We start from the raw sequence: 21,181 nt of genomic DNA, 5'->3' as shown, positions 1-21,181 counted from the left end.
TTTTCCCACTATTTTTGCGCAAATACATAGTTCAATCGCGCTATCGGCAACGGCATCTTTAGTACACGCCTTACCATCCGAATTTTTAAAAAATCCCGCTTGACCGCCTATGCGGCAAGGGCTAATAGAATGGGAACCGTACCGTACGGTACAAGAGGAGGAAGTGCCCCGTGACTGATGGTAGCGACGAATTGCAGGCTCAAAAGCAGCAGGCTCTTTCGCCGCGTCAGAACGATGTTCTGGAGCAGGCGTTGCGCCTTCTTGTCGAAGGCGGAGACCGCGCTTTGACGACGGCGAGCATTGCGCGTGCCGCCAATTGCTCCAAGGAAAGCCTCTATAAATGGTTTGGCGACCGTGACGGTCTTCTGACGGCGATGGTTCGCTGGCAGGCCTCCAAGGTTCGCGTTGTGCCGCTGGCGCGCGAGAAGCTTGACGCGGAATCGCTGTTTTCAAGCCTGGAACACTTTGCCCGCGACTGGCTGCTGGTGCTTTCGGGCCGCACGTCGATCGCGCTTAACCGTCTGGCTGTCAGCCATGCGGCATCGGGCAAGTCGGCGCTGGGCGATATCGTTCTCTCCAACGGGCCGGTGGCCATGGCCAAGCGCCTGAAGCCGATCCTTGAAATGGGGATGGAAGCCAAGCTGCTGGCTTTCGACGATATCGATGAAGCATTTCGCACGTTCTTCGGGCTCGTCGTCCGGGACATGCAAATCCGGTTGCTGTTGGGCGACCGGCTGGAACTGACTGACGACGTGGTCATCCGGGACGCCCGGCGCGCCACAAAGCAGTTTTTCGCTCTGTACGGGGCTTAGTCACATCGGCTGACGCAAGAAGGCCAGAGAATAAACTGAAACGAAGGGAATAGGAAATGCGCGTTTATTACGACCGGGATGCAGACGTTAACCTGATCAAGTCGAAGAATGTGGTTATCGTCGGCTACGGCAGCCAGGGCCGCGCCCATGCGCTGAACCTGAAGGATTCCGGTGCTGCCAATGTGCGCGTCGCCCTTCGCGAAGGTTCCGCAACCGTCAAGAAGGCGGAAGCAGACGGCTTTCAGGTGATGAACGTTGCTGATGCCGCCAAGTGGGCCGACCTCATGATGATGGCGACTCCGGATGAACTCCAGGCCGACATCTACCGCGACCACATCCACAGCAACCTGCGCGACGGCGCTGCGATTGCTTTCGCACACGGCCTCAATGTTCATTTCGGCCTCATTGAGCCGAAGAAGTCGGTCGACGTCGTCATGATCGCACCGAAGGGCCCAGGCCACACGGTTCGCGGCGAATACCAGAAGGGCGGCGGCGTGCCTTGCCTGATCGCCATCCATCAGGATGCATCGGGCAATGCCCATGACCTCGCTCTGTCCTACGCTTCGGGCGTTGGCGGCGGCCGTTCGGGCGTCATCGAAACCACCTTCAAGGAAGAGTGCGAAACCGATCTGTTCGGTGAGCAGGCTGTTCTCTGCGGCGGCGTGGTTGAGCTGATCCGCACCGGTTTCGAAGTTCTGGTTGAAGCCGGTTATGCGCCGGAAATGGCCTATTTCGAGTGCCTGCACGAAATGAAGCTCATCGTGGATCTGATCTACGAAGGCGGCATCGCCAACATGAACTACTCGATCTCGAACACCGCTGAATGGGGCGAATACGTCACCGGCCCGCGCATCATCACCGCCGAAACCAAGGAAGAAATGAAGCGCGTTCTGAAAGACATTCAGACCGGCAAGTTCACTTCCGATTGGATGCAGGAATATCGTGCAGGCGCTGCTCGCTTCAAGGGCATCCGCCGCAACAACGATGCGCACCAGATCGAAGAAGTTGGCGAGAAGCTCCGCGCCATGATGCCATGGATTGCCGCCAACAAGCTGGTGGATAAGGCTCGCAACTAAAAATCAGCGATATTGAGGTTCTGGCTGTCTGCAAATGGCACTTCCTTCCGCTTCCGGTGCTCATGTACCTTTAAGTACATTCCGCTCCGGTTCTCAGAAAGCACCATTTTCGACGGACCAGAACCAAAATCTCATCTGATTTTGGGAGCTTCCACGACGAGCAAAAAAGGGGGCGTTTCATACGCCCCCTTCATTACTTGGCGCTGGATGGTGGGATTGATCGCGATTAAGCCGCGAACGAAAAGAACCAAAACTCTGCGTCAGCTTTCCGTTTCATGCACTTCGACGGACAAAAGAATTTCGAATAGCTTTATTCCATAGAAGCATGGGAAAAGCTGTTCTCGTTGGTCTAAAATTGCGCTAGAGCTTCGCCCTATTAGCTGGGGTTTGAGGAGATCTGGCTAATACGAATTCCATCAGATGGATGGTTAAGTCTAGTTGAGGAGATTTCCCGTGTTGGACTGGGAAAATGTTTTTGCAACGCGTTCCAAACGCATGCGCGCATCGGAAATCCGCGAACTTTTGAAGCTTCTGGAACGTCCGGACATCATTTCATTTGCCGGTGGCATTCCCGATCCGGCGCTGTTTCCGCATGACGCCTTTCAGGCTGCCTATAAGGAAACGCTGACGGGTGCGGAAGCCAATGCCGCGCTGCAATATTCAGTATCCGAAGGCTACAAGCCGCTGCGCACCTGGCTTGTCGGCGAACTGGCCAAGATCGGCATTCCCTGCACCGAGGACAATGTTTTTATCACCTCCGGTTCGCAGCAGGCGCTCGATTATCTCGGCAAGCTGTTCATTTCGCCCAATGATACCGCGCTGGTGACTGCGCCGACCTATCTCGGCGCCTTGCAGGCATTCAATGCCTATGAGCCGACCTATGACACGCTGGCGATCAAGGGCAACCGCACGCCTGAATCCTATGTGCAGGCCGCTGAAAAGGCTGGCGGCAAGGTGAAGTTCAGCTATCTTTCTGCCGATTTCGCCAATCCGACCGGCGAGACCGTCGATCTGGCGGGCCGTCAAAAGCTTCTGGCAGAAGCCGATGAGCTGAATATCCCGATCATTGAAGACGCAGCCTATCAGTATCTGCGCTACAATGGCGAAGCCATCCCGCCGATCCTTTCGCTCGACATCGCCCGCAATGGCGGCGACATCGAAAAGACCCGCACCATCTATTGCGGCTCGTTCTCGAAGACCCTCGCACCGGGGCTGCGCGTCGGCTACGTGGTTGCCTCGAAGGATGTTATCCGCAAGCTCGTTCTCATGAAGCAGGCGGCGGACCTTCATTCCTCGACCATCAACCAGATCGCGATCTATCATGTCGCGACGCATGGCTTCGATGCACAGGTCGCCAAGGTCGCCAAGGTCTACAAGCATCGCCGTGACCGCATGCTTGAAGCCCTTGCCAAATATATGCCGGAAGGCACCAGCTGGACCAAGCCTGAAGGCGGCATGTTCATCTGGGTCACGGTGCCGGAAGGCATGGATGGCGCGCAGTTGCTTGCATCGTCCATTGAGACTGAAAAGGTCGCTTTCGTTCCCGGCAAGGCGTTCTTTGCCGATGCCACCGGCGCGAATACGCTGCGCCTTAGCTATTCTTGCGCCAATGACGAAATGATCGATGAAGGCATCATGCGGCTTGGCCGCCTGATCCGCACGCACAGCAAGTCTGCTGCTGCATAAGAACTGGGAACAAAAAGCAAAGGCCGGGAAATTTCCCGGCCTTTCTTTATTGAAATGGCGAGTTGCAGCTGGTGCGCGGCCCGGCGAGGGGCTGATAGGTATCATCGGAGCTGCGATAGCTGCGATAGCGGTTTGAGCACCACTGCATGTGATTGACGCTCGGCCCGAAGCGCTTAACCTGCGGGCGGGTGGATGGGCGCACGTCCAACGGCTCGCCGTTCTTGTAACGCAACACACCCTGACCGGAGATATAGTTTTCGCTGTTGCGGCAGGTGACGGAGCCGTAGCATCCCGGCGAATTCGGGCCGGGTCGATTGGTATTCGAATTGGGATTGACGACTGGCGGTCTGGTCGGCTGCAACGACGGCAGATAGGGCGTTTTGCGCAGTTCGACCGCCACGGCGGGCGCAGCGAAGCCAACGGCAAACAGACTGGAAATCATCGCTGCGCACAGGGTTTTCTTGAGCATTACGACTATTGCCTTTCATGTATGGGAGGCGGGCATTCGCTGTCGTCATACACTTAATATGGGTGTTTCATCTTCCAAAATCATCCGTTCGGGGAAAATTCCCGGCGCGGCCAAGAAGTCCTTGCCAATCGCGATGCAAGTGGCGAGATTGCTCGCACATGTTTACGATAGCCACATTCAATGTCGAGAATCTGATGCGCCGGTTCGATTTTTCCGGCTTCCGCAATGAATTGCATCAGGACCGCAGCCTGCAATTGTTCGAAATCGGTGACGAGGCGCAATACCGTCTGCTGGAGCAGGCGCGTGCTGTCGCCCATGCCGACGACACAAGGCAGATGACGGCGCTCGCAATCGCCGAAACGCGCGCCGACATACTGTGCCTGCAGGAAGTCGATAATCTGGCCGCGCTCAACGCCTTCGAATATGGCTATCTTTTCAAGATGATCGGCCATGGCTACCGGCACAAACATCTGATCGACGGCAATGACAGCCGGGGCATCGACGTGGCCGTCATGATCCGGGACACGACCCGCGACGGCCAGCCTATAGAGGTGGACGAGGTCACGAGCCACGCGCATCTGACCTATAATGATTTCGGCCTGTACGAGCCTGTTCTGGCAGAACTTGGCATTGAGCCGCATGACCGCATTTTCAAGCGGGATTGTTTGAATGTGGATTTGCGTATTGCGGGCAAGCCGCTCTCGCTTTTCGTGACGCATCTCAAATCCATGACCGGCGCGCGCAACGGCTTTGACGGGCGCACCGCTTCATCCCCGGTTCGCAAAGCCGAGGCGAAGGCGATCCGCCGCATCATCGAAGACAAGTTCGGACCGGCCAAGGCTGCCAATCGGCGCTGGCTGATCTGTGGCGATTTCAACGATTATCGCGAGCGCATCCTCATCGGTGGCGATGAATGGAACGGCTATGACTTCACGCCGGTTCAGGAGGAGGACAGCGCGCTCGATGTGCTGCTTGGCGATGGTTTTGCCGTCAATCTCGTGGAGCGCCGCCCTATCATGGATCGCTGGACGTTGTATCATACGCGCGGACCACTGGAGCGACATCTTTGTCAGCTTGATTACATCCTGGCGTCACCATCATTTGCTTTGAAAAACGAAAGCGCGGTGCCGCAGATTGTGCGGCGCGGCCAGCCATGGCGCACGGTGTTTCCACCGGATCAGCAGGTGGAGCGCTATCCGCGCACGGGCTGGGATCGGCCCAAGGCCAGTGATCATTGCCCGGTCGCCGTGACGCTGAATATTGTCTGAGAGGCAGGATAGAACCACGATGGATCATGTGCGGGAAAATACGGTTCATGTCATCAATGATGCCGATGTCCGTGTCGTTCCGGGGCCGCTTGAATATACCGAGCAGCATCAGCAGATAATTGCGCTGAACTGGAAGCGTGAGCAGGCCGCAAAGCCAACCTTGTTCGATGGCGAAATCTTTTTGGCGCCGGAAGCGCGGCTGGCCGATGGTGTCTTGAAGGCGGGTTTCAAGCGCAGCAGCTTTGCGACGCTGATGCATTGGCGCAACGACCCGGAGCCAGTTCGTCCATGGCATATCTTTGGCGTGGGTGTCATTGTTTCAGGCGAGGGGCATCTGATTGCGGCCCGCATGGGCATGCAGAATGCCGGTGGGGGACGCATCTATTTTCCGGCAGGCTCAATCGACGATAACGACATTGTGGACGGGCGCGTGGACTACGTCGCCAATATGCAGCGCGAGGTGCGTGAAGAAACCGGTCTCAATCTGGCCGACGCTGAGGGCGAGGCGCAGCTCAATCTGGTGACCGGCAATCGCAGCATCGCGCTGTTCCGCCGCTATCGCTTCGATGCGCCGTCGCGGGAGCTGGTTTCCGGCATCGAAAATTTCGTATCTGCGCAGGCTGAGCCGGAACTGGCCGAGATTATCCCGATCAAGGCAGCGGGCATGATGGGCGATGCCACACCGTCTTATGTTCGTGCTTTTGCCGACTGGCATTTCAGACAGTGAACAAATAAGCCAGACTGGCAGTGACAGGGCCGATAAATTGGCTATGCTCGCACAGAATTCTATTAAGATGATGGTTGAATATAAAGACACTGATCATGGTTTCCAGAAAAGTGTCGAGGGGAGATTGAGGGATGAGCGAAGCCGCTGTTTCCGGCCGTTTCTATGAGGTTTTCGACGTTTTTGCCGAGAAAGCTCTGGCCGGAAATCCTTTGGCCGTCGTCCATGACTGCGAAGGGCTGAACGATGCCCGCATGCAGGCCATCGCCCGCGAGTTCAATCTTTCCGAGACGGTTTTCATTTTTCCGCCTTCCAATCCCGCCCATGAGGCTGCGGTTCGGATTTTCACGCCCGATTACGAATTGCCTTTTGCCGGTCATCCGACGGTGGGCGCCGCCGTTTCGCTGGCGCGTCGTCGCAACACCGGCGATGAGGCCGACCGGCTTGTCGCGCTGGAAGAAAAGGTGGGTATTGTGCGCTGTGGCGTCATTCTGGGTGACAACAGCGCCTTTGCCGAATTCGATCTTCCGCGCTTGCCGGAAAAGATCGACATACGGATCGAGAAAGAAGAAGCAGCCGCCGCCATCGGGCTTGGAACGCATGAGATAGGCTTCGAGAATCATGTGCCCGGCATCTGGAGCGCGGGAACGCCTTATCTTCTCGTGCCGGTTCACAATCTCATCGCTGCGGCCAAGGTGTCGATCGATCCGGTCTATGTCACGGAGAACCTGCCACATGTCGATGGGCGTCCGCTGCCGATCTATGTCTATTGCCGCGAGACGATCCTGTTCAACAGCAATTATCATGCCCGTATGTTCGTGACCGGGGCGAATGTCTATGAAGACCCGGCGACGGGTTCGGCGGCTGCAGCCTTTGCCGGAATGATCCAGCAGAACGATAAGCCGATGGACGGCAGTTCGCAATGGTGGATCGAGCAGGGCATGGAAATGGGGCGTCCGTCGCTCATCCGTCTTGAACTCGACGTCAACGGGCAGAAGCTGACAGGCGCGCGCATTGGTGGAACGGCGGTCAAGATCGCCGAGGGGCGGCTTTTCATCTGACGCAAATCCTTTCGTCTCCTTGATCTCTGTCAAGGCAAGCTCACCGCCCTATGTATTAGGAGTATGGGGAAGCTTTTTCAGGAGACGATACGCCATGTTGATCAAGGAAATGTCGGACTACGATCTTCGGGACATGATTCAGAATTCGCATATGGGGCGGCTGGCTTATATTCTGGATGACCGCCCGGTTATTGTGCCGATGAGTTTCCGCTTCAATGGCGGGTCGCTTTATTCCTTCACGACCGATGGGCAGAAGACCGAAGCGATGCGCAAGAACGATGCTGTCTGCATCCTCTTCGACCACATTCTATCCCGCACCGAATGGAAAACCGTGGTGCTGCACGGTCGCTATCGTGAGATCGCGCGGGAAGACGAGAAGGCGGCCATCGTCAGTATCATGTCTGCTGAGCCGACTTGGTGGGAACCGGCCTATACCAAGACCATCACCAAGGAAGGCGACACCCGCAAGCTGGAGCCGGTTTTCTTCCGGGTGGATATTGAAAGCGCCAGCGGTCATCAAACAAGCTGATCGCCGCGACTTCGATCATTCTTCACTTATCGAACGACAAGCACTGGAATCGTGCTGCGTGTAACGACTTCATAGGTCTGGCTGCCGAGCAGCAGGCCCTTGAAACCGCGCCGTCCGTTGGATGCCATGACGATCAAATCGCTGCCCAGTTCGGTCGCGGATTCGATGATGGCTGTTGCCGGGTGCTGCTCGACCACATGCAGCGTGTGGACTTCGCAGCCAGCCTCGACTGCCAGTTCGCGCGCGCGTATCAGTGTCGTATCGGCGAAATCCTTCCATTCCTGTTCGAAACGTTCGATGAAAGCCGGACTGTCGGTCCAACCGCCGGGCAGGCCGGACACGGAATAAGGTGCGGTGACCGTCACAACCGTAACCTTGGCTCCAACGGCCTTGGCCAGCTGGAATGCATGCACGAGACCACGCTCGGCGAATTCCGATCCATCGGTCGTGGCGACAATATTCTTGTACATGTTTCCTCGCTTCTCCAGATTCTGCTTTAAGCTAACGCCTATAAGAACCATATCCAAGCCTTGGCCGTAATGTTTGCGGCTGGAAATGCAAAATCAAAAGCGGAATGCCCATGCCTCTCGACATATCGCCGCCCATGTCCCCCCATTGCGATGCGTTTCAGGCAAGCTGGATCGCCACGGTTCTCAATCTCGACTGGCCATCGCGGGCGTCAACGAAAATCGAAAATGACGATGAACGCATCCGGCGGCAAAAACAGGAGCTGGTGAACCTCTTCAACGAGGCGTCGGAACACGGAATCAATGCGGTGGTGTTTCAGGTGTCGCCAGCAGCGGATGCATTCTATGCGTCATCCTATCTGCCGTGGTCGTCTTATCTGACCGGGACGCTCGGCAAGAACCCCGGCTTTGATCCGTTGCAGTTTGCCATTGAGCAGGCACATAAGCGCGGCATCGAACTGCATGCCTGGCTCAATCCCTATCGGGTTTCGATGGACGTCGAGGCATCCACGCGCAAGGAATTGAAGAACTCGTCAAAGGATTCGCCGCCGAGTGTCTACAAAACCCATCCAAGCTGGGTCGGCGTGTCGGCGGATCGCTATGTTCTCGATCCTGGCATTCCCGCCGTTCGCCAATGGGTGACGAACATCACCGCCGAGGTCGTGCAGAAATACAATGTCGATGGAATCCAGTTCGACGATTACTTCTATTATGAAACCGCGTCCTCGCCTCTCGATGACGACAAGACCTATGCGCGTTTCGGTACACGCTTTGCCAGAAAATATGACTGGCGACGTTACAATACCTATACTTTGGTTCAGGAAATTTCCGACAAGATCAAGTCGATCAAGCCGAATGTGCGCTTTGGCATCAGCCCCGGTGGGGTCTGGCGCAACAAGGCCGACGATCCGCTAGGGTCTGCCACGCGCGCGGGCAAGACGAATTATGACGGCGATTTCGCCGATACGAGACGCTGGGTCAAGGACGGCCTGATCGATTATATCGCGCCGCAGGTTTACTGGTCGTTCGGACGCAAGGCCGTGCCCTACGACACGATCGTCAAATGGTGGGCGGATACGGTGCGCGGCACCAAGACTGATCTTTACATCGGCATGGCGCTTTATCGCGCCGGAACCGCAACCGCGTCGGAGCCGGGCTGGCAGGCAGGTGGCGGCTTAAGCGAGATCAAGCGCCAGCTGGAACTGAACCAGTCGCTGCCGGAAGTGAAGGGCAGCATCCTGTTTCGACAGGGATTTCTGTCCGACCCAAAACTGAAGAACGTATCGGATTATTTGAAGAAGACGTGGGGCAAGTGCGGCCAGAAATAGCGCGTTTCACCGCGCATCTTTGATCCTGATCAAAGTGCGCTTCCCGCAGAGTTGCTAATCCTTATGCCGTTGCTGGTTTCCACCAGAATCGGCGACCCGGGATGTCCGGCCCTAAATGGCATCCCGGCCTTCATCAAATCTGTCGAGCGCATACCAGCGCGATCTTCCGTAGCGCCGTTTTCGACAGCCAGCGGGTGCTGTCGGCGTTGCCCCTCTATTTCACCAAATCGGCACCCGCGCTTCTCGTCGGTCGAGTATTTTGAAGAAATTGCCAGTATTTTAGCGTCTATTGATCAAGGTCAAAGCGATTGAAATTCGGGGCCACTATGCAGGGCCGCAACGGCATTTACTTTATACCGCGTTTATTAGCATTCGCTGGTTGTCAACCTGTGCAGTTGTTCCATATCCTCAACCATATGGTTCTCCGATGACTATCGAGCGGGGCGGTGGGATTGCGAACAGCCCGACAATGGGGATCGCCTGCCAATGCCTTGAACTAACTCGGGAATAATGCCGGCATTGTCGTAGATATTGCAAAAAGGGTGTTTCGCATGAGTTCCAACCGCAAGCAATGGATTGTGGCTGCAGTGGTGGTGGCGCTGGCTGCTGGTGGTTACTATGCCTGGAAGGCGCTGAACGGCAGCGGATTGCCCGAAGGAATTGCCTCCGGCAATGGCCGTATCGAAGCAACCGAAATCGATATTTCGACCAAGAGCCCTGGCCGTATCCGCGAAATACTTGCCAATGAGGGTTCATTCGTCAAACAGGGCGATATTCTCGCTCGCATGGATACCGATCAGCTTGAAAGCCAGCGCGCACAGGCGGAAGCGCAATTGCGCCGGGCGCAGATCGGCATCGAGACGGCACAGAGCCTCGTCATACAGCGACAGGCGGAATTTGCCGCCAATCAGGCGACGGTCGCCCAGCGCAATGCGCAACTCGATGCGGCACAGCGGCGTCTGGCACGTTCGCAGGCGTTGACCCAATCGCGAACCGTCTCCGAACAGGTTCTCGATGATGACCGCGCCACTGCGCAAGGCGCGCAGGCAGCGGTCGAGGCTGCCAAGGCGCAGCTTGCGGCAAGCGACGCGGCCATCAATGCCGCCAAGGCGCAGGTTGTCGATGCCGAGGCATCGGTGGAAGCCGCCAAGGCGGCGATTGCCAGCATCATGGCGGATATCAACGACGCAACGCTGGTCGCGCCAACGGCGGGGCGGGTGCAGTATCGTGTCGCCCAGCCCGGCGAAGTGCTTTCGGCTGGCGGTCGCGTGCTCAACCTCGTTGACCTTGGCGATGTCTATATGACGTTTTTCCTGCCGACTGCGCAGGCCGGTCGTGTCGCAATCGGCGCCGAAGCCCGCATCGTGCTGGATGCCGCGCCGCAATATGTCATTCCGGCCACGATTTCCTTCGTGGCCGATGTGGCGCAGTTCACGCCGAAGACGGTTGAAACCGAAGAGGAACGCCAGAAGCTGATGTTCCGCGTCAAGGCAAAGATTTCGCCGGAACTGCTTCAGAAATATATCCAGCAGGTGAAGACCGGGCTACCGGGCATGGCCTATGTAAAGCTCGACCCCGCCGCTGAATGGCCGAAGAACCTCGCGGAAACCGTAAAATGAGTGACGCTTCGGTCCAGTCTGAGGCGGGAGGCGACAGTTTTGTCGTTCGCGCAAAGGGCGTAAAATTGTCCTATGGCGCTGCGCAGGCGCTGCGCGATGTTGATCTCGATATCCCCGCCGGGCGTATGATCGGCCTGATCGGTCCCGATGGCGTCGGCAAATCGAGCCTGCTGTCGCTGGTTTCCGGCGCGCGCAGCATGCAGGAAGGGCACATTGAGGTGCTGGGCGGCGATATTGCCGATCGGAAGCATCGCGAATCTGCCTATCCGCGCATCGCCTATATGCCGCAAGGCCTTGGCAAGAACCTTTATCCGACGCTCTCGGTTTTCGAGAATATTGATTTTTTCGGACGGCTGTTCGGCCATGACAGGCAGGAGCGGGAGCGGCGCATTGCCGATCTTCTGGCGCGCACTGGCATGTCACCCTTTGCGGATCGCCCGGCAGGCAAGCTCTCGGGCGGCATGAAACAGAAGACGAGCCTCTGCTGTTCGCTGATCCACGATCCTGATCTGCTGATCCTCGATGAACCGACCACTGGCGTCGATCCCCTGTCGCGCCGGCAGTTCTGGGAACTGATCGACGATATCCGCAAGGACCGTCCGGGGATGAGTGTCATCGTCGCGACCGCCTATATGGAGGAAGCGGAGCGTTTTGACTGGCTTGTCGCGATGAATGACGGGCAGATATTGGCGACGGGCACGCCGCGGGAGCTTCTCGAACGCACTAAAACGCCCAATCTCGATGCGGCCTTCATCGCTTTGCTGCCGGAGGAATTGCGGCAGGGGCACAAGGAAATCGTCATTCCGCCGCGCGCGCCGGGTGCCGATGCCGAGATCGCCATTGAAGCCGAACATGTCACGGTTCGGTTCGGCAATTTCACGGCGGTCGATAATGTGAGCTTCCGCATTCCACGCGGCGAAATTTTCGGATTCCTCGGCTCCAATGGCTGCGGCAAATCCACCACCATGAAGGTGCTGACCGGCCTTCTGCCCGCCAGCGATGGCATTGCACGGTTGTTCGGGCGCGAGGTCGATCCGAAGGATATCGATATCAGGCGGCGCGTCGGCTACATGTCGCAGGCCTTTTCGCTTTATTCCGAGCTGACGGTTCTCCAGAATCTGGAACTGCATGCCAAGCTTTTCGGCATGGAGCCGGAACTGACCGCGCGGCGCATCAAGGAACTTTCCGAGCGTTTCGATCTGGCCGGTGTGATGGACGAATTGCCGGATTCCATGCCGCTTGGTATTCGCCAGCGCCTGTCTTTGGCGGTGGCGCTGATCCATTCGCCGGATATTCTCATTCTCGATGAGCCGACCTCTGGCGTGGACCCGGTGGCGCGTGATGCTTTCTGGGAAATTCTGGCCGACCTGTCGCGCAAGGATAATGTGACGATTTTCGTCTCGACCCACTTCATGAATGAGGCGGAGTTGTGCGACCGCATTTCATTGATGCATGCGGGCAAGGTGCTGATCAGTGAAACGCCGAAAGCGATCACGGCAAGCCGCAATGCGGCGACCTTGGAAGAAGCCTTTATCGCCTATCTGACCGAAGCCATCGGCGAGACGGGGCAACCGGCGGCACCCGTTACGGAAGAGGCACCAGCGCCGGTTCAGGCTGCCGTCAGTCCTCCCAAGCCTCAGCCGAGTTGGCTTCCCAATCCGCGCCGCATGCTGGCTTATACACGGCGCGAGGCGCTGGAATTGAAGCGCGATCCAATCCGCGCGACACTCGCCATTCTTGGCACGGTGATTTTGATGTTCGTGATCGGTTACGGCATCAATCTCAATGTCGAAAACCTGACATTTGCGGTTCTGGACCGCGACGATACGACGGTCAGCCGCGATTATACGCAGCAGATTGCCGGGTCGCGCTATTTCACTGAAATGCCGCCGATTACCGATTATGACGATCTCGACCGGCGGATGCGCAACGGCGAGATTAGCCTTGCCATCGAGATACCGCCACGTTTCGGCGCAAATATCGCGCATGGGCGGCCTGTCGAGGTGGCGGCCTGGATCGACGGTGCCATGCCCACCCGCGCTGAAACGGTGCGCGGCTATGTGCAAGGCATGCATGCCAACTGGCTGACGCAAAAGGCGCGCGAGCTTTATGGCAATGCGGCGACGGTCGGCAATTTCAATCTGGAAATTCGCTATCGCTACAATCCCGATGTCCAGAGTCTGGTGGCAATGGTTCCAGCAGTCATTCCAATGCTGCTTTTGATGATCCCGGCCATGCTCGCGGTTTTGAGTGTGGTGCGCGAAAAGGAACTGGGCTCGATCATCAATTTCTATGTGACGCCGGTGACCAAATTCGAGTTCCTGTTCGGCAAGCAATTGCCCTATATTGCACTCGCCTTCCTCAACTTCCTGATGCTGACAGCCTTTGCTGTCTTCATCTTCCGGGTGCCGTTTACCGGCAGTTTCCTCACCTATGCAGCGGCGGCGCTGCTCTATGTCATCATCGCGACCGGCATGGGTCTGGTGCTTTCCACCTTCATGAGCAGCCAGATTGCCGCCATCTTCGGCACGGCCTTGCTGACACTCATTCCGGCGGTGCAATATTCCGGCATCATCGATCCGGTTTCGTCATTGCAGGGTGCGGGCGCATTCATCGGCAAGATTTACCCGACGACCTATTTCGTGACCATCTCGCGCGGGGTTTTCTCCAAGGCGCTTGATTTTGGCGATCTTGCCGGGTCGTTCATACCCTTGCTGATCGCCATTCCGGTGCTGATGGTGCTGGCCATTCTCCTTCTCAAGAAACAGGCGGGCTGAGATGCGGATAGCCAATATATTCCAGCTCGGTATCAAGGAATTGCGCGGTCTCGCCCGCGATCCTATGCTTCTGCTGCTGATCGTCTATGCGTTTACGCTTGCGGTCTATACCTCTGCCCGGGCCCAGCCCGAAAATCTCAGCAATGCGGCTATCGCGATTGTCGATGAAGACCAATCGCCGGTCTCAAACCGTATCACCTCGGCTTTCTACCCGCCTTATTTCGTGCCGCCCAAACTCATTTCTTCCTACGAGATGGACAGCCGCATGGATGAAGGGCTCGACACTTTCGCGCTGAACATTCCGCCGAATTTTCAGCGCGATCTGCTTGCCGGGCGCTCGCCGACCATCCAGCTCAATGTGGATGCAACTCGCATGAGTCAGGCCTTTACGGGCGGTGGCTATGTTCAGTCCATCGTCTCCAGTGAGGTGAACGAGTTCCTGAACCGTTATCGCGGCACGGCGGATACGAAGGTCGATCTCAATTTGCGATCCCGCTTCAATCAGGATCTGAACAAGAGCTGGTTCGGCGCGATCAACAATGTCATTTCGTCGGTCACCATGCTGTCGATCATCCTGACGGGTGCTGCGCTGATCCGCGAGCGCGAGCATGGCACCATCGAGCATTTGCTCGTCATGCCGGTGACGCCGGTTGAAATCATGGTCAGCAAGGTCTGGTCCATGGGGCTGGTCGTGCTGGTCGCTTCGGCCTTTGCGCTGATCTTTGTAGTGCAAGGTCTGCTAGCGGTGCCGATTTATGGATCGGTTCTGCTGTTTCTGGCTGGCGCCGCATTGCAGCTTTTCGCAACCACCAGCCTCGGCATTTTTCTGGCAACGGTTGCAGGCTCCATGCCGCAGTTCGGCATGTTGCTGATGCTGGTGCTAATGCCGTTGCAGGTACTTTCCGGCGGCATGACCCCGCGGGAAAGTATGCCGGATATCATCCAGAACATCATGCTGGTGGCTCCAAACACGCATTTCGTCATATTGGCGCAGGCGATCCTGTTTCGAGGGGCGGGGATCGGCGTAGTCTGGCCGCAATTTCTGGCCCTGATCGTCATCGGCTCGGTGCTGTTTTACTTCGCGCTGCAACGCTTCCGGGCGTTTTTGAGATAATCAAAGCCTTTTGAAAACAATGCCCTGAATCGCTTCGTTGAGAATGCGATTCAGGGGAGCGCGCTTTTCGGCGCATTGCGAATCCGCATCAGCCTTGCTAGGGCTCGTTTCAGGAAACGGTTTCGCTGTAAAAGGCGGATGAAAAGGGAACGCGGTGAGGCCATCTGGCCAATTCTGCGACTGCCCCCGCAACTGTAACCGGAGAGCTATCTTCCACAATCGCTCAGGCGATCAAGCCACTGAGAGCAGTTTTTGCACTCGGGAAGGCGGAAGAACAGCGGCGACCCGGAAGTCAGGAGACCTGCCGTATCCGGTCACCTAGTTTCGACGCGGGGCGTGTCGGGGCGCGGCTTTCCGTAGCGGTGACATTGGACAAATGTTGCCGCCGGAACGGGAAATGGGTTTCCCCTATTTCTTCGACCTGCGGTCAGGCGATACCGCCTTGCAGGAGACGATACAGGTGCATATTCCAAAATTATCCATTTTGCTGACGGCTGCTTTTGCGGCTGCAAATCCGCTTGCCGCATCGGCCCAAACCGCCAGCGGCGCGGGCGATGCCAATGCAAGCGTGGTTCTCAATACGATTGTTGTCACGCCGCTTCGTCGCGCAACGTCGTTGCAGCGATCCACCTCGTCGGTAACGGTCATCGACACGGCTGAAATCGAGCGTTCGGCGGCCCCCGATCTGCAATCACTGCTGAAATCCTATAGCGGGGTTTCGATCAAGGCGAATGGCGGGCAGGGGTCGAAGTCGGACATCTATATGCGCGGCATGTCGTCCAAGCAGACGGTCGTGCTGGTCAATGGCGTCCGCACGGCATCGGCTACGGATGGGACCACGGCGCTGGCCAATATTCCGCTGACTTCAATCGAGCGTATCGAGATCGCCAAGGGCGGCCATTCGGCCCAGTATGGGGCCGATGCGATGGGTGGCGTCATCAACATCATCACCAAGCAGGGCGGGGCTTGTGGCGAGCGCTCATGGTGCGGCAGCCTGTCCACGGGCGTCGCCCATCCCTGGGGCGGCTATGCTTCCGGTTCGGTGCAAGGGCAGAGCGCTGCGGGTGTCGATTATGCCTTTGGTGCGGCGATCACCGGCACCGAGGGCTATGATTTCACCAGCCCCGATGCGTGGGGACACGAACCGGACCGGGATGGTTTCCTGCAAGGCTCGTTCAACTTCTCGCTCGGAAAAGATTTTGACTGGGGCAGGCTCTATGCGGACGGGCTTTTGAGCCGGGGCCGCAATCAGTATGATTCCGAATATCCGTCCGCCGATCAGGGCTACAGCACAGCCTTTTCCGGCAAGATCGGCACGCGGATCGATCACGCGGATGACTGGTCTTCGACAGTCGAGTTCAGCTCGGGCATCGATAGCAGCCGTGATTTCCGCAAGGGCGTCTCCGGCTCCGACCGTTATGAAACCAAGCGCTACGGTGTTTTCGCGTCCACCGAGAAAAGTTTCGAAACGGGCAAGGCAAAGCATGTCGTGACCGGCGGTGTCGAAGCCTATCGCGAGACGATCGATTCCACCGTCGCCTATGACGAGACGGGGCGCAATCTGGCGGCGGTGTTCGGGCAGTATTCGCTGGAATATGAAGCGCTGCGCGTCGATGGCGGTGTGCGTTACGACCACAACCAGCAATTCGGCGACGTGACGACATACAATATTGGTGCGAGCTATGAGATTGTACCCGACCTCGTTGTGCGGTCGTCCTATGCGACCGGATTTCGTGCGCCGACATTCAACGAGCTTTATTATCCCGGTTTCGCCAATCCCGATCTGCAGCCGGAAAAGTCACGCTCCTATGAAGTGGGGCTGAACTGGCAGATTTCGGCGGCGACCAGCCTTGATCTTGCGCTTTATCGCAATGAATTGCGCGATGCGATCATGAGTACCGCGCCTTCTTATCTGCCCTATAATGTGGCGCGCGCTCAGGTGACAGGTTTCGAGGCGACGCTGGCGCATCGCTTCGATGACCAATGGGGCGTGAAGGGGGTGCTGGACTTCAAGCGACCCATCGATGAAGAAAACGACACCGATCTTGCCTATCGCGAACGTTTCAAGGCGACCGCCGAAGTGAACTATACGCCGTTCGAAGGTCTCGACCTGACGGGCCGCGTCTTCTATGGCGGTTCGCGTTATGCGGATGCCGCAAATACGCGGAAGCTCGGCAGCTATGTAACTGCCGATTTCGTGGCGCTTTATGCCATCGACAAGCAGTCAAAGCTGAAGTTCTCGGTCGAGAACATCTTTGACAAGGACTACCAGACGACCTCCGGTTATATTGCGCCGGGCCGTACCTTCAACATCGGTCTGACGCGGAATTTCTGAGGGTTTATCGACGGATGACGAGAGCGACGATCCTTGGCGCAAACTGGCTTATGGCGCTGGCAGCCATGGTTTCGGTCGCTCTTTCTTCTGCCAAGGCTGCACCGCCACAGCGCGTGGTGTCGATCAATGTCTGCACCGATCAACTGGCCATGCTTCTGGCCGCGCCGGGACAGTTGCGGTCGGTTTCCCGTCTGTCGCGCGATCCGCAGCTTTCCGTGCTGGCCGGGCAGGCGGCGACAATACCGGTTAATCGGGCTGAAGCAGAGGAGATTTTCCTCATGAAGCCCGATCTGGTGCTGGCGGGCACATTTTCATCGCAGGTGACGGTCGATCTTCTGCGCAGGCTTGGCCTGCATGTGGAACAGTTCACGCCTGCGCGCTCGTTTGACGATATCGAAGCGCATCTAAGGCGGATGGGCGCGTTGCTTGGACGCGAAGAACAGGCGGAAGCGCTGGTCGCCTCCATGCGATCTAGACTTGCGGCAATAGAAAAGCCGCAGCAACGCAAGACTGTCGCGCTTTATTTCGCCAATAGTTACACATCCGGGCGCGGCACGTTGATTGACGAGGCGGTCAAGCGGGCAGGGCTGGACAATATCGCCGACCGCGCTGGCGTGAACGGACCTGCGGCGCTACCTCTCGAAATGCTGGTGATGGAAAAGCCGGATATGCTTGTCCTCAGTGCAAGCGAGCGCGCACCGGCGCTGGCTTTCCAGAATTTCCGGCATCCGGCTTTGCAGGCGCTGGAGCGCGAGGCGAAAGCAATGAGGCTTCCCGATAATCTGACCGTTTGCGGCGGGCCGTTCAGTGTTGAGGCGGTGGAAAAACTTGGCGAGGCGGCGCGTGACTGAAAACACTCGTTTCGTGCTTTTGCTCGTCAGCCTTACCGTGCTTGTGGCGGTTCTTTTCGCGTGGTCGCTGCTGACCGGGCCAGCCAATATTGCCGTGAGCGACAGTCTCCGGGCGCTGTTCAGCGGCGAGGGCGATGCCATCGTGCTGGTGATGCGTGAGATCCGCCTGCCGCGCGCCTTGCTGGCTTTGCTGATCGGCGCGTCGCTGGGGCTTTCTGGGGCGGCCCTGCAAGGCTATCTGCGAAACCCGCTGGCAGAACCCGGATTGCTCGGTGTCAGCGCTTCGGCTTCGCTTGGCGCAGTCATCGCCATTTATACCGGGCTGTCGCTGCTGTTTCCCTTGGCCCTGCCTTTGCTGGCACTGGCCGGTGCATTCGCATCGGTCTTTCTCGTCAAGCTTCTGGCCGGGCGCAATGCCGGAACATTGACGGTCATTCTGGCCGGTGTCGCGGTGACCAGCCTAGCCGGAGCGCTGACTGCTCTGGCGCTCAACCTTTCGCCTAACCCCTTCGCAGCGATGGAAATCGTGTTCTGGATGCTCGGCTCGTTGGCAGACCGCTCGATGACCCATGTGATGCTGGTGGTTCCGTTCATCATCATTGGCTGGATCATGCTTCTGTCGCTGGGGCGGTCGCTCGACAGCCTGACGCTCGGTGCCGATGCAGCGGCCAGCATGGGTGTCAGTCTGGCCCGCGCGCAGCTTCTGGCCGTGTTGGGCACAGCGCTTTGCGTCGGTGCTTCGACGGCAGTGGCGGGCGCTATCGGATTTGTCGGTCTTGTGGTGCCGCATCTGCTGCGACCGCTGGTCGGGGCGCGACCATCGCGGCTGCTTGTCGCGAGTAGCTTGGGCGGTGCGGCTTTGCTGCTTGCTGCCGATATAGTGGTGCGGGTCGCCATGCCGGGACGAGAACTGAAGCTCGGCGTCGTCACGGCCCTGATCGGCGCGCCGTTCTTCCTGTGGCTGGTGTTCAAATATCGCAGGCAACTCGTATGACGGTGCTCTCGGTTCAAAATATCAGCGTGTCGCTGGGCGGGAAAACCGTGCTGGATCGCGTCAGCTTCGATGCAGGCCCCGGCGAGTTCATCGGCCTGATCGGACCCAATGGCGCAGGCAAAACCACGCTTTTGAAAGCAATGCTCGGCCTTGTTCGGGCAGATGGCGCGGTTTCACTCGATGGACGAGGAATAGCCAATTTCAACGCCCGCGACAAAGCTGGTGCGGTTGCCTATCTGCCGCAGGAGCGCGATGTCGCCTGGCCGGTTTCCGCGCATATGCTGGTGTCATTGGGACGGTCGGCGCTGAAGCCAAGCTTTGCTTCGCTGGACGCTGGCGATGAAGCGCTGATCCGTTCGGCGATGCAGCGCATGGATGTGGAAGCCTTTGCCGAGCGGCCAGCCAACGCGCTTTCCGGCGGTGAACTGGCGCGAGTGCTGATCGCCCGCGTTCTGGCGCAGGATACGCCTGTGATCCTCGCCGACGAGCCGGTCGCCGGGCTTGATCCGTCGCATCAACTGGCCTTGATGGAAAACTTTGCAGCGCTTGCGCAGGAAGGCCGAACGGTGATCGCCTCGCTGCATGAGCTTGGCCTTGCGGCACAATATTGCACGCGGCTGATCATTCTCGAGAACGGGCTTCTTGCGGCGGATGGCCCGCCACAGGACGTGCTGACGCCGGAGCGGCTGCGGCAGGTTTACGGGATCGAGGCGCATATCCTGCATATCGACGGGCAGTTCATCGTGCAGCCGAAGTCCCGCGCTTAAACTCTGCGCCACTGGCGTTCCCGCGCCGAAGCGTAGATCGTTTCCAGCGTCTTTTGCACTTCATAACCTTCACGGAAATCGGCATGGCCGGTTTTATGGCCAGCAATAGCCAGCAGGAAGTCGCGCACTTCGATGGTCTTGAGGTCGTTGAAACCGATCTGGTGTCCCGCCGCCACGCAGAACGAACCATAGGGTTCGTGGTCGGGACCGGCAAAAATCTTGCGAAAACCCTGCTGGCCTTTTTTGTCGGCATGAAGAAACAGGTCCAGCTCATTGAACCGCTCCTGCGTGAAGAAGATCGCGCCCTTCGAGCCGGAGATTTCAAAGTCGTGCTGCATTTTGCGCCCGCTGGCGATCCAGCTTGCTTCCAGCGTCCCGGTCGCCCCATTGGCAAAACTGATCATGGCATGGCAGACATCGTCCACTTCAACCGGCTTGCTTTGTGAAGGATCGGCGCTGTCCGGGCGCTCGCGAATGGCGGTGACGGTCCTGCCCATGACTTCGGCAATCGGGCCGACCAGATAGCGTGCGGCGGCGATGATGTGGCTGCCAATATCGGCAAGGGCACCGCCGCCGCCAGCCGGGTCCAGCCGCCATGTCCACGGAATACGCGCATCGGCCATGAAATCTTCCGCATGGATGCCGCGAAAGTTCCGGACCTCGCCAATTTCTCCGCTGTCTATAATGTCTTTCGCCAGCCGGATCATCGGGTTCTTGAGATAGTTGAAACCAACGGCTGTCTGGACACCTTTCTTCTCCGCCGCGAGCGTCATTTCCAGACAATCGGCTGCGCTGGGGGCAAGTGGCTTTTCGCAATAGACATGCTTGCCTGCTTCAATCGCCGCCAGCGCCATTTCCTTGTGAAATCGGTTGGGCGTGGTGATATCGATAAGGTTGATTGTCGGATCGGCAATCAGGTCGCACCAGTTGCCGGTCGCATGGGCAAAGCCCAGTTGTCTTGCGGCTTTCTCAGCGGTTGTTTCATCGATATCGGCCAGCGTGTGCAACTCGACCTGCAAAGGCAGATCGAAGATGCGATTGACGTTGGCAAGCGCCAGCGCATGGGTCTTGCCCATAAAGCCGGACCCGATCAGACCTGTAACGACTGCCATGCCATCCTCCCAAGCGCTGACACCATACATGCTGGCAAAGTTCTGCCCGCGATACGCATCATCCAGTCGGAAAATATGCGTTTCGGGGAGAGCTTATGCGATTGACATGGGCTAGCAGAAATGGAATTATAATTCCACGAGAATTTTCTAATGATTGTTTCATTCTATTGAATAGCCGAAGTCGGTTTATTT

General features: G+C 57.7%; 18 protein-coding genes and 1 riboswitch. Of the genes, 15 read left to right on the top strand and 3 right to left on the bottom strand.

Going from position 1 to position 21,181, the window contains the following annotated elements:
• Positions 1-170 precede the first annotated feature (170 nt).
• The 3 genes from FIC94_RS04870 (at position 171) to FIC94_RS04860 (ending at position 3,574) form a co-directional block, all read left to right on the top strand.
• Positions 171-812: a TetR/AcrR family transcriptional regulator gene (locus FIC94_RS04870; RefSeq protein WP_078339363.1), complete on the top strand. Its 642-nt coding sequence runs from the start codon at positions 171-173 to the stop codon at positions 810-812.
• A gap of 56 nt (positions 813-868) precedes the next feature.
• Positions 869-1,888 (top strand): ketol-acid reductoisomerase, encoded by a 1,020-nt coding sequence (gene ilvC, locus FIC94_RS04865; protein WP_109369366.1) that lies wholly within the window; start codon positions 869-871, stop codon positions 1,886-1,888.
• Positions 1,889-2,341: 453 nt separating this feature from the next.
• Positions 2,342-3,574, top strand: a complete 1,233-nt coding sequence (locus FIC94_RS04860; RefSeq protein ID WP_109369365.1) for an aminotransferase-like domain-containing protein — start codon at positions 2,342-2,344, stop codon at positions 3,572-3,574.
• Between the two features lie 46 nt (positions 3,575-3,620).
• Here FIC94_RS04860 and FIC94_RS04855 read toward each other — a convergent pair whose 3' ends face one another.
• Entirely contained in the window at positions 3,621-4,043 is a 423-nt protein-coding gene (locus tag FIC94_RS04855) for a BA14K family protein (protein WP_109369364.1), read from the bottom strand.
• A gap of 158 nt (positions 4,044-4,201) precedes the next feature.
• Here FIC94_RS04855 and FIC94_RS04850 point away from each other — a divergent pair, with 158 nt between their 5' ends.
• The 4 genes from FIC94_RS04850 (at position 4,202) to FIC94_RS04835 (ending at position 7,625) form a co-directional block, all read left to right on the top strand.
• The gene (locus tag FIC94_RS04850) at positions 4,202-5,311 is read left to right on the top strand and encodes an endonuclease/exonuclease/phosphatase family protein (RefSeq protein WP_140024152.1); all 1,110 of its coding nucleotides are present in this window, start codon (positions 4,202-4,204) and stop codon (positions 5,309-5,311) included.
• Between the two features lie 19 nt (positions 5,312-5,330).
• Positions 5,331-6,038 (top strand): NUDIX hydrolase, encoded by a 708-nt coding sequence (locus FIC94_RS04845; protein ID WP_140024151.1) that lies wholly within the window; start codon positions 5,331-5,333, stop codon positions 6,036-6,038.
• A 131-nt stretch (positions 6,039-6,169) separates the two neighbouring features.
• Complete coding sequence (locus FIC94_RS04840; RefSeq protein WP_109369361.1) at positions 6,170-7,096, top strand: PhzF family phenazine biosynthesis protein; 927 nt, start codon at positions 6,170-6,172, stop codon at positions 7,094-7,096.
• A gap of 94 nt (positions 7,097-7,190) precedes the next feature.
• Positions 7,191-7,625, top strand: coding sequence for a pyridoxamine 5'-phosphate oxidase family protein (locus FIC94_RS04835; RefSeq protein ID WP_140024150.1), 435 nt, complete (start codon positions 7,191-7,193; stop codon positions 7,623-7,625).
• 26 nt (positions 7,626-7,651) lie between these two features.
• On the opposite strand, the gene FIC94_RS04830 is transcribed toward FIC94_RS04835, so the two are convergent.
• Positions 7,652-8,095 (bottom strand): universal stress protein, encoded by a 444-nt coding sequence (locus FIC94_RS04830; protein ID WP_140024149.1) that lies wholly within the window; start codon positions 8,093-8,095, stop codon positions 7,652-7,654.
• A gap of 110 nt (positions 8,096-8,205) precedes the next feature.
• Between FIC94_RS04830 and FIC94_RS04825 the strand changes: the two genes are divergently transcribed.
• The 8 genes from FIC94_RS04825 to FIC94_RS04790 all read left to right on the top strand — a co-directional run bounded on the left by FIC94_RS04825 (position 8,206) and on the right by FIC94_RS04790 (position 19,877).
• Positions 8,206-9,420: a glycoside hydrolase family 10-like protein gene (locus FIC94_RS04825; protein WP_235891954.1), complete on the top strand. Its 1,215-nt coding sequence runs from the start codon at positions 8,206-8,208 to the stop codon at positions 9,418-9,420.
• A 551-nt stretch (positions 9,421-9,971) separates the two neighbouring features.
• Positions 9,972-11,039: an HlyD family secretion protein gene (locus FIC94_RS04820; protein ID WP_140024148.1), complete on the top strand. Its 1,068-nt coding sequence runs from the start codon at positions 9,972-9,974 to the stop codon at positions 11,037-11,039.
• Entirely contained in the window at positions 11,006-13,816 is a 2,811-nt protein-coding gene (gene rbbA, locus FIC94_RS04815; RefSeq protein ID WP_371830891.1) for a ribosome-associated ATPase/putative transporter RbbA, read from the top strand. The genes FIC94_RS04820 and rbbA overlap by 34 nt, the downstream gene beginning before the upstream one ends.
• 1 nt (position 13,817) lies before the next feature.
• Positions 13,818-14,930: an ABC transporter permease gene (locus FIC94_RS04810; RefSeq protein WP_109369355.1), complete on the top strand. Its 1,113-nt coding sequence runs from the start codon at positions 13,818-13,820 to the stop codon at positions 14,928-14,930.
• A 100-nt stretch (positions 14,931-15,030) separates the two neighbouring features.
• Positions 15,031-15,253: riboswitch (cobalamin riboswitch) on the top strand.
• A 137-nt stretch (positions 15,254-15,390) separates the two neighbouring features.
• The gene (locus tag FIC94_RS04805; RefSeq protein ID WP_180917919.1) at positions 15,391-17,265 is read left to right on the top strand and encodes a TonB-dependent receptor domain-containing protein; all 1,875 of its coding nucleotides are present in this window, start codon (positions 15,391-15,393) and stop codon (positions 17,263-17,265) included.
• Positions 17,266-17,279: 14 nt separating this feature from the next.
• Entirely contained in the window at positions 17,280-18,116 is an 837-nt protein-coding gene (locus FIC94_RS04800) for an ABC transporter substrate-binding protein (protein WP_140024145.1), read from the top strand.
• Positions 18,109-19,110: a FecCD family ABC transporter permease gene (locus FIC94_RS04795; protein ID WP_140024144.1), complete on the top strand. Its 1,002-nt coding sequence runs from the start codon at positions 18,109-18,111 to the stop codon at positions 19,108-19,110. Before FIC94_RS04800 ends, FIC94_RS04795 begins: the two co-directional genes overlap by 8 nt.
• Positions 19,107-19,877, top strand: a complete 771-nt coding sequence (locus FIC94_RS04790; RefSeq protein ID WP_140024143.1) for an ABC transporter ATP-binding protein — start codon at positions 19,107-19,109, stop codon at positions 19,875-19,877. The genes FIC94_RS04795 and FIC94_RS04790 overlap by 4 nt, the downstream gene beginning before the upstream one ends.
• Here FIC94_RS04790 and FIC94_RS04785 read toward each other — a convergent pair.
• Complete coding sequence (locus FIC94_RS04785; RefSeq protein WP_140024142.1) at positions 19,874-20,989, bottom strand: Gfo/Idh/MocA family protein; 1,116 nt, start codon at positions 20,987-20,989, stop codon at positions 19,874-19,876. The genes FIC94_RS04790 and FIC94_RS04785 overlap by 4 nt on opposite strands.
• Positions 20,990-21,181 lie beyond the last annotated feature (192 nt).

The organism is Ochrobactrum teleogrylli (assembly GCF_006376685.1).
In the GTDB taxonomy this organism is placed as follows: Bacteria; Pseudomonadota; Alphaproteobacteria; order Rhizobiales; family Rhizobiaceae; genus Brucella; species Brucella teleogrylli.
The sequence above is the reverse complement of the archived record's forward strand: the minus strand, read 5'-3'. Positions and strand labels throughout refer to the sequence as shown.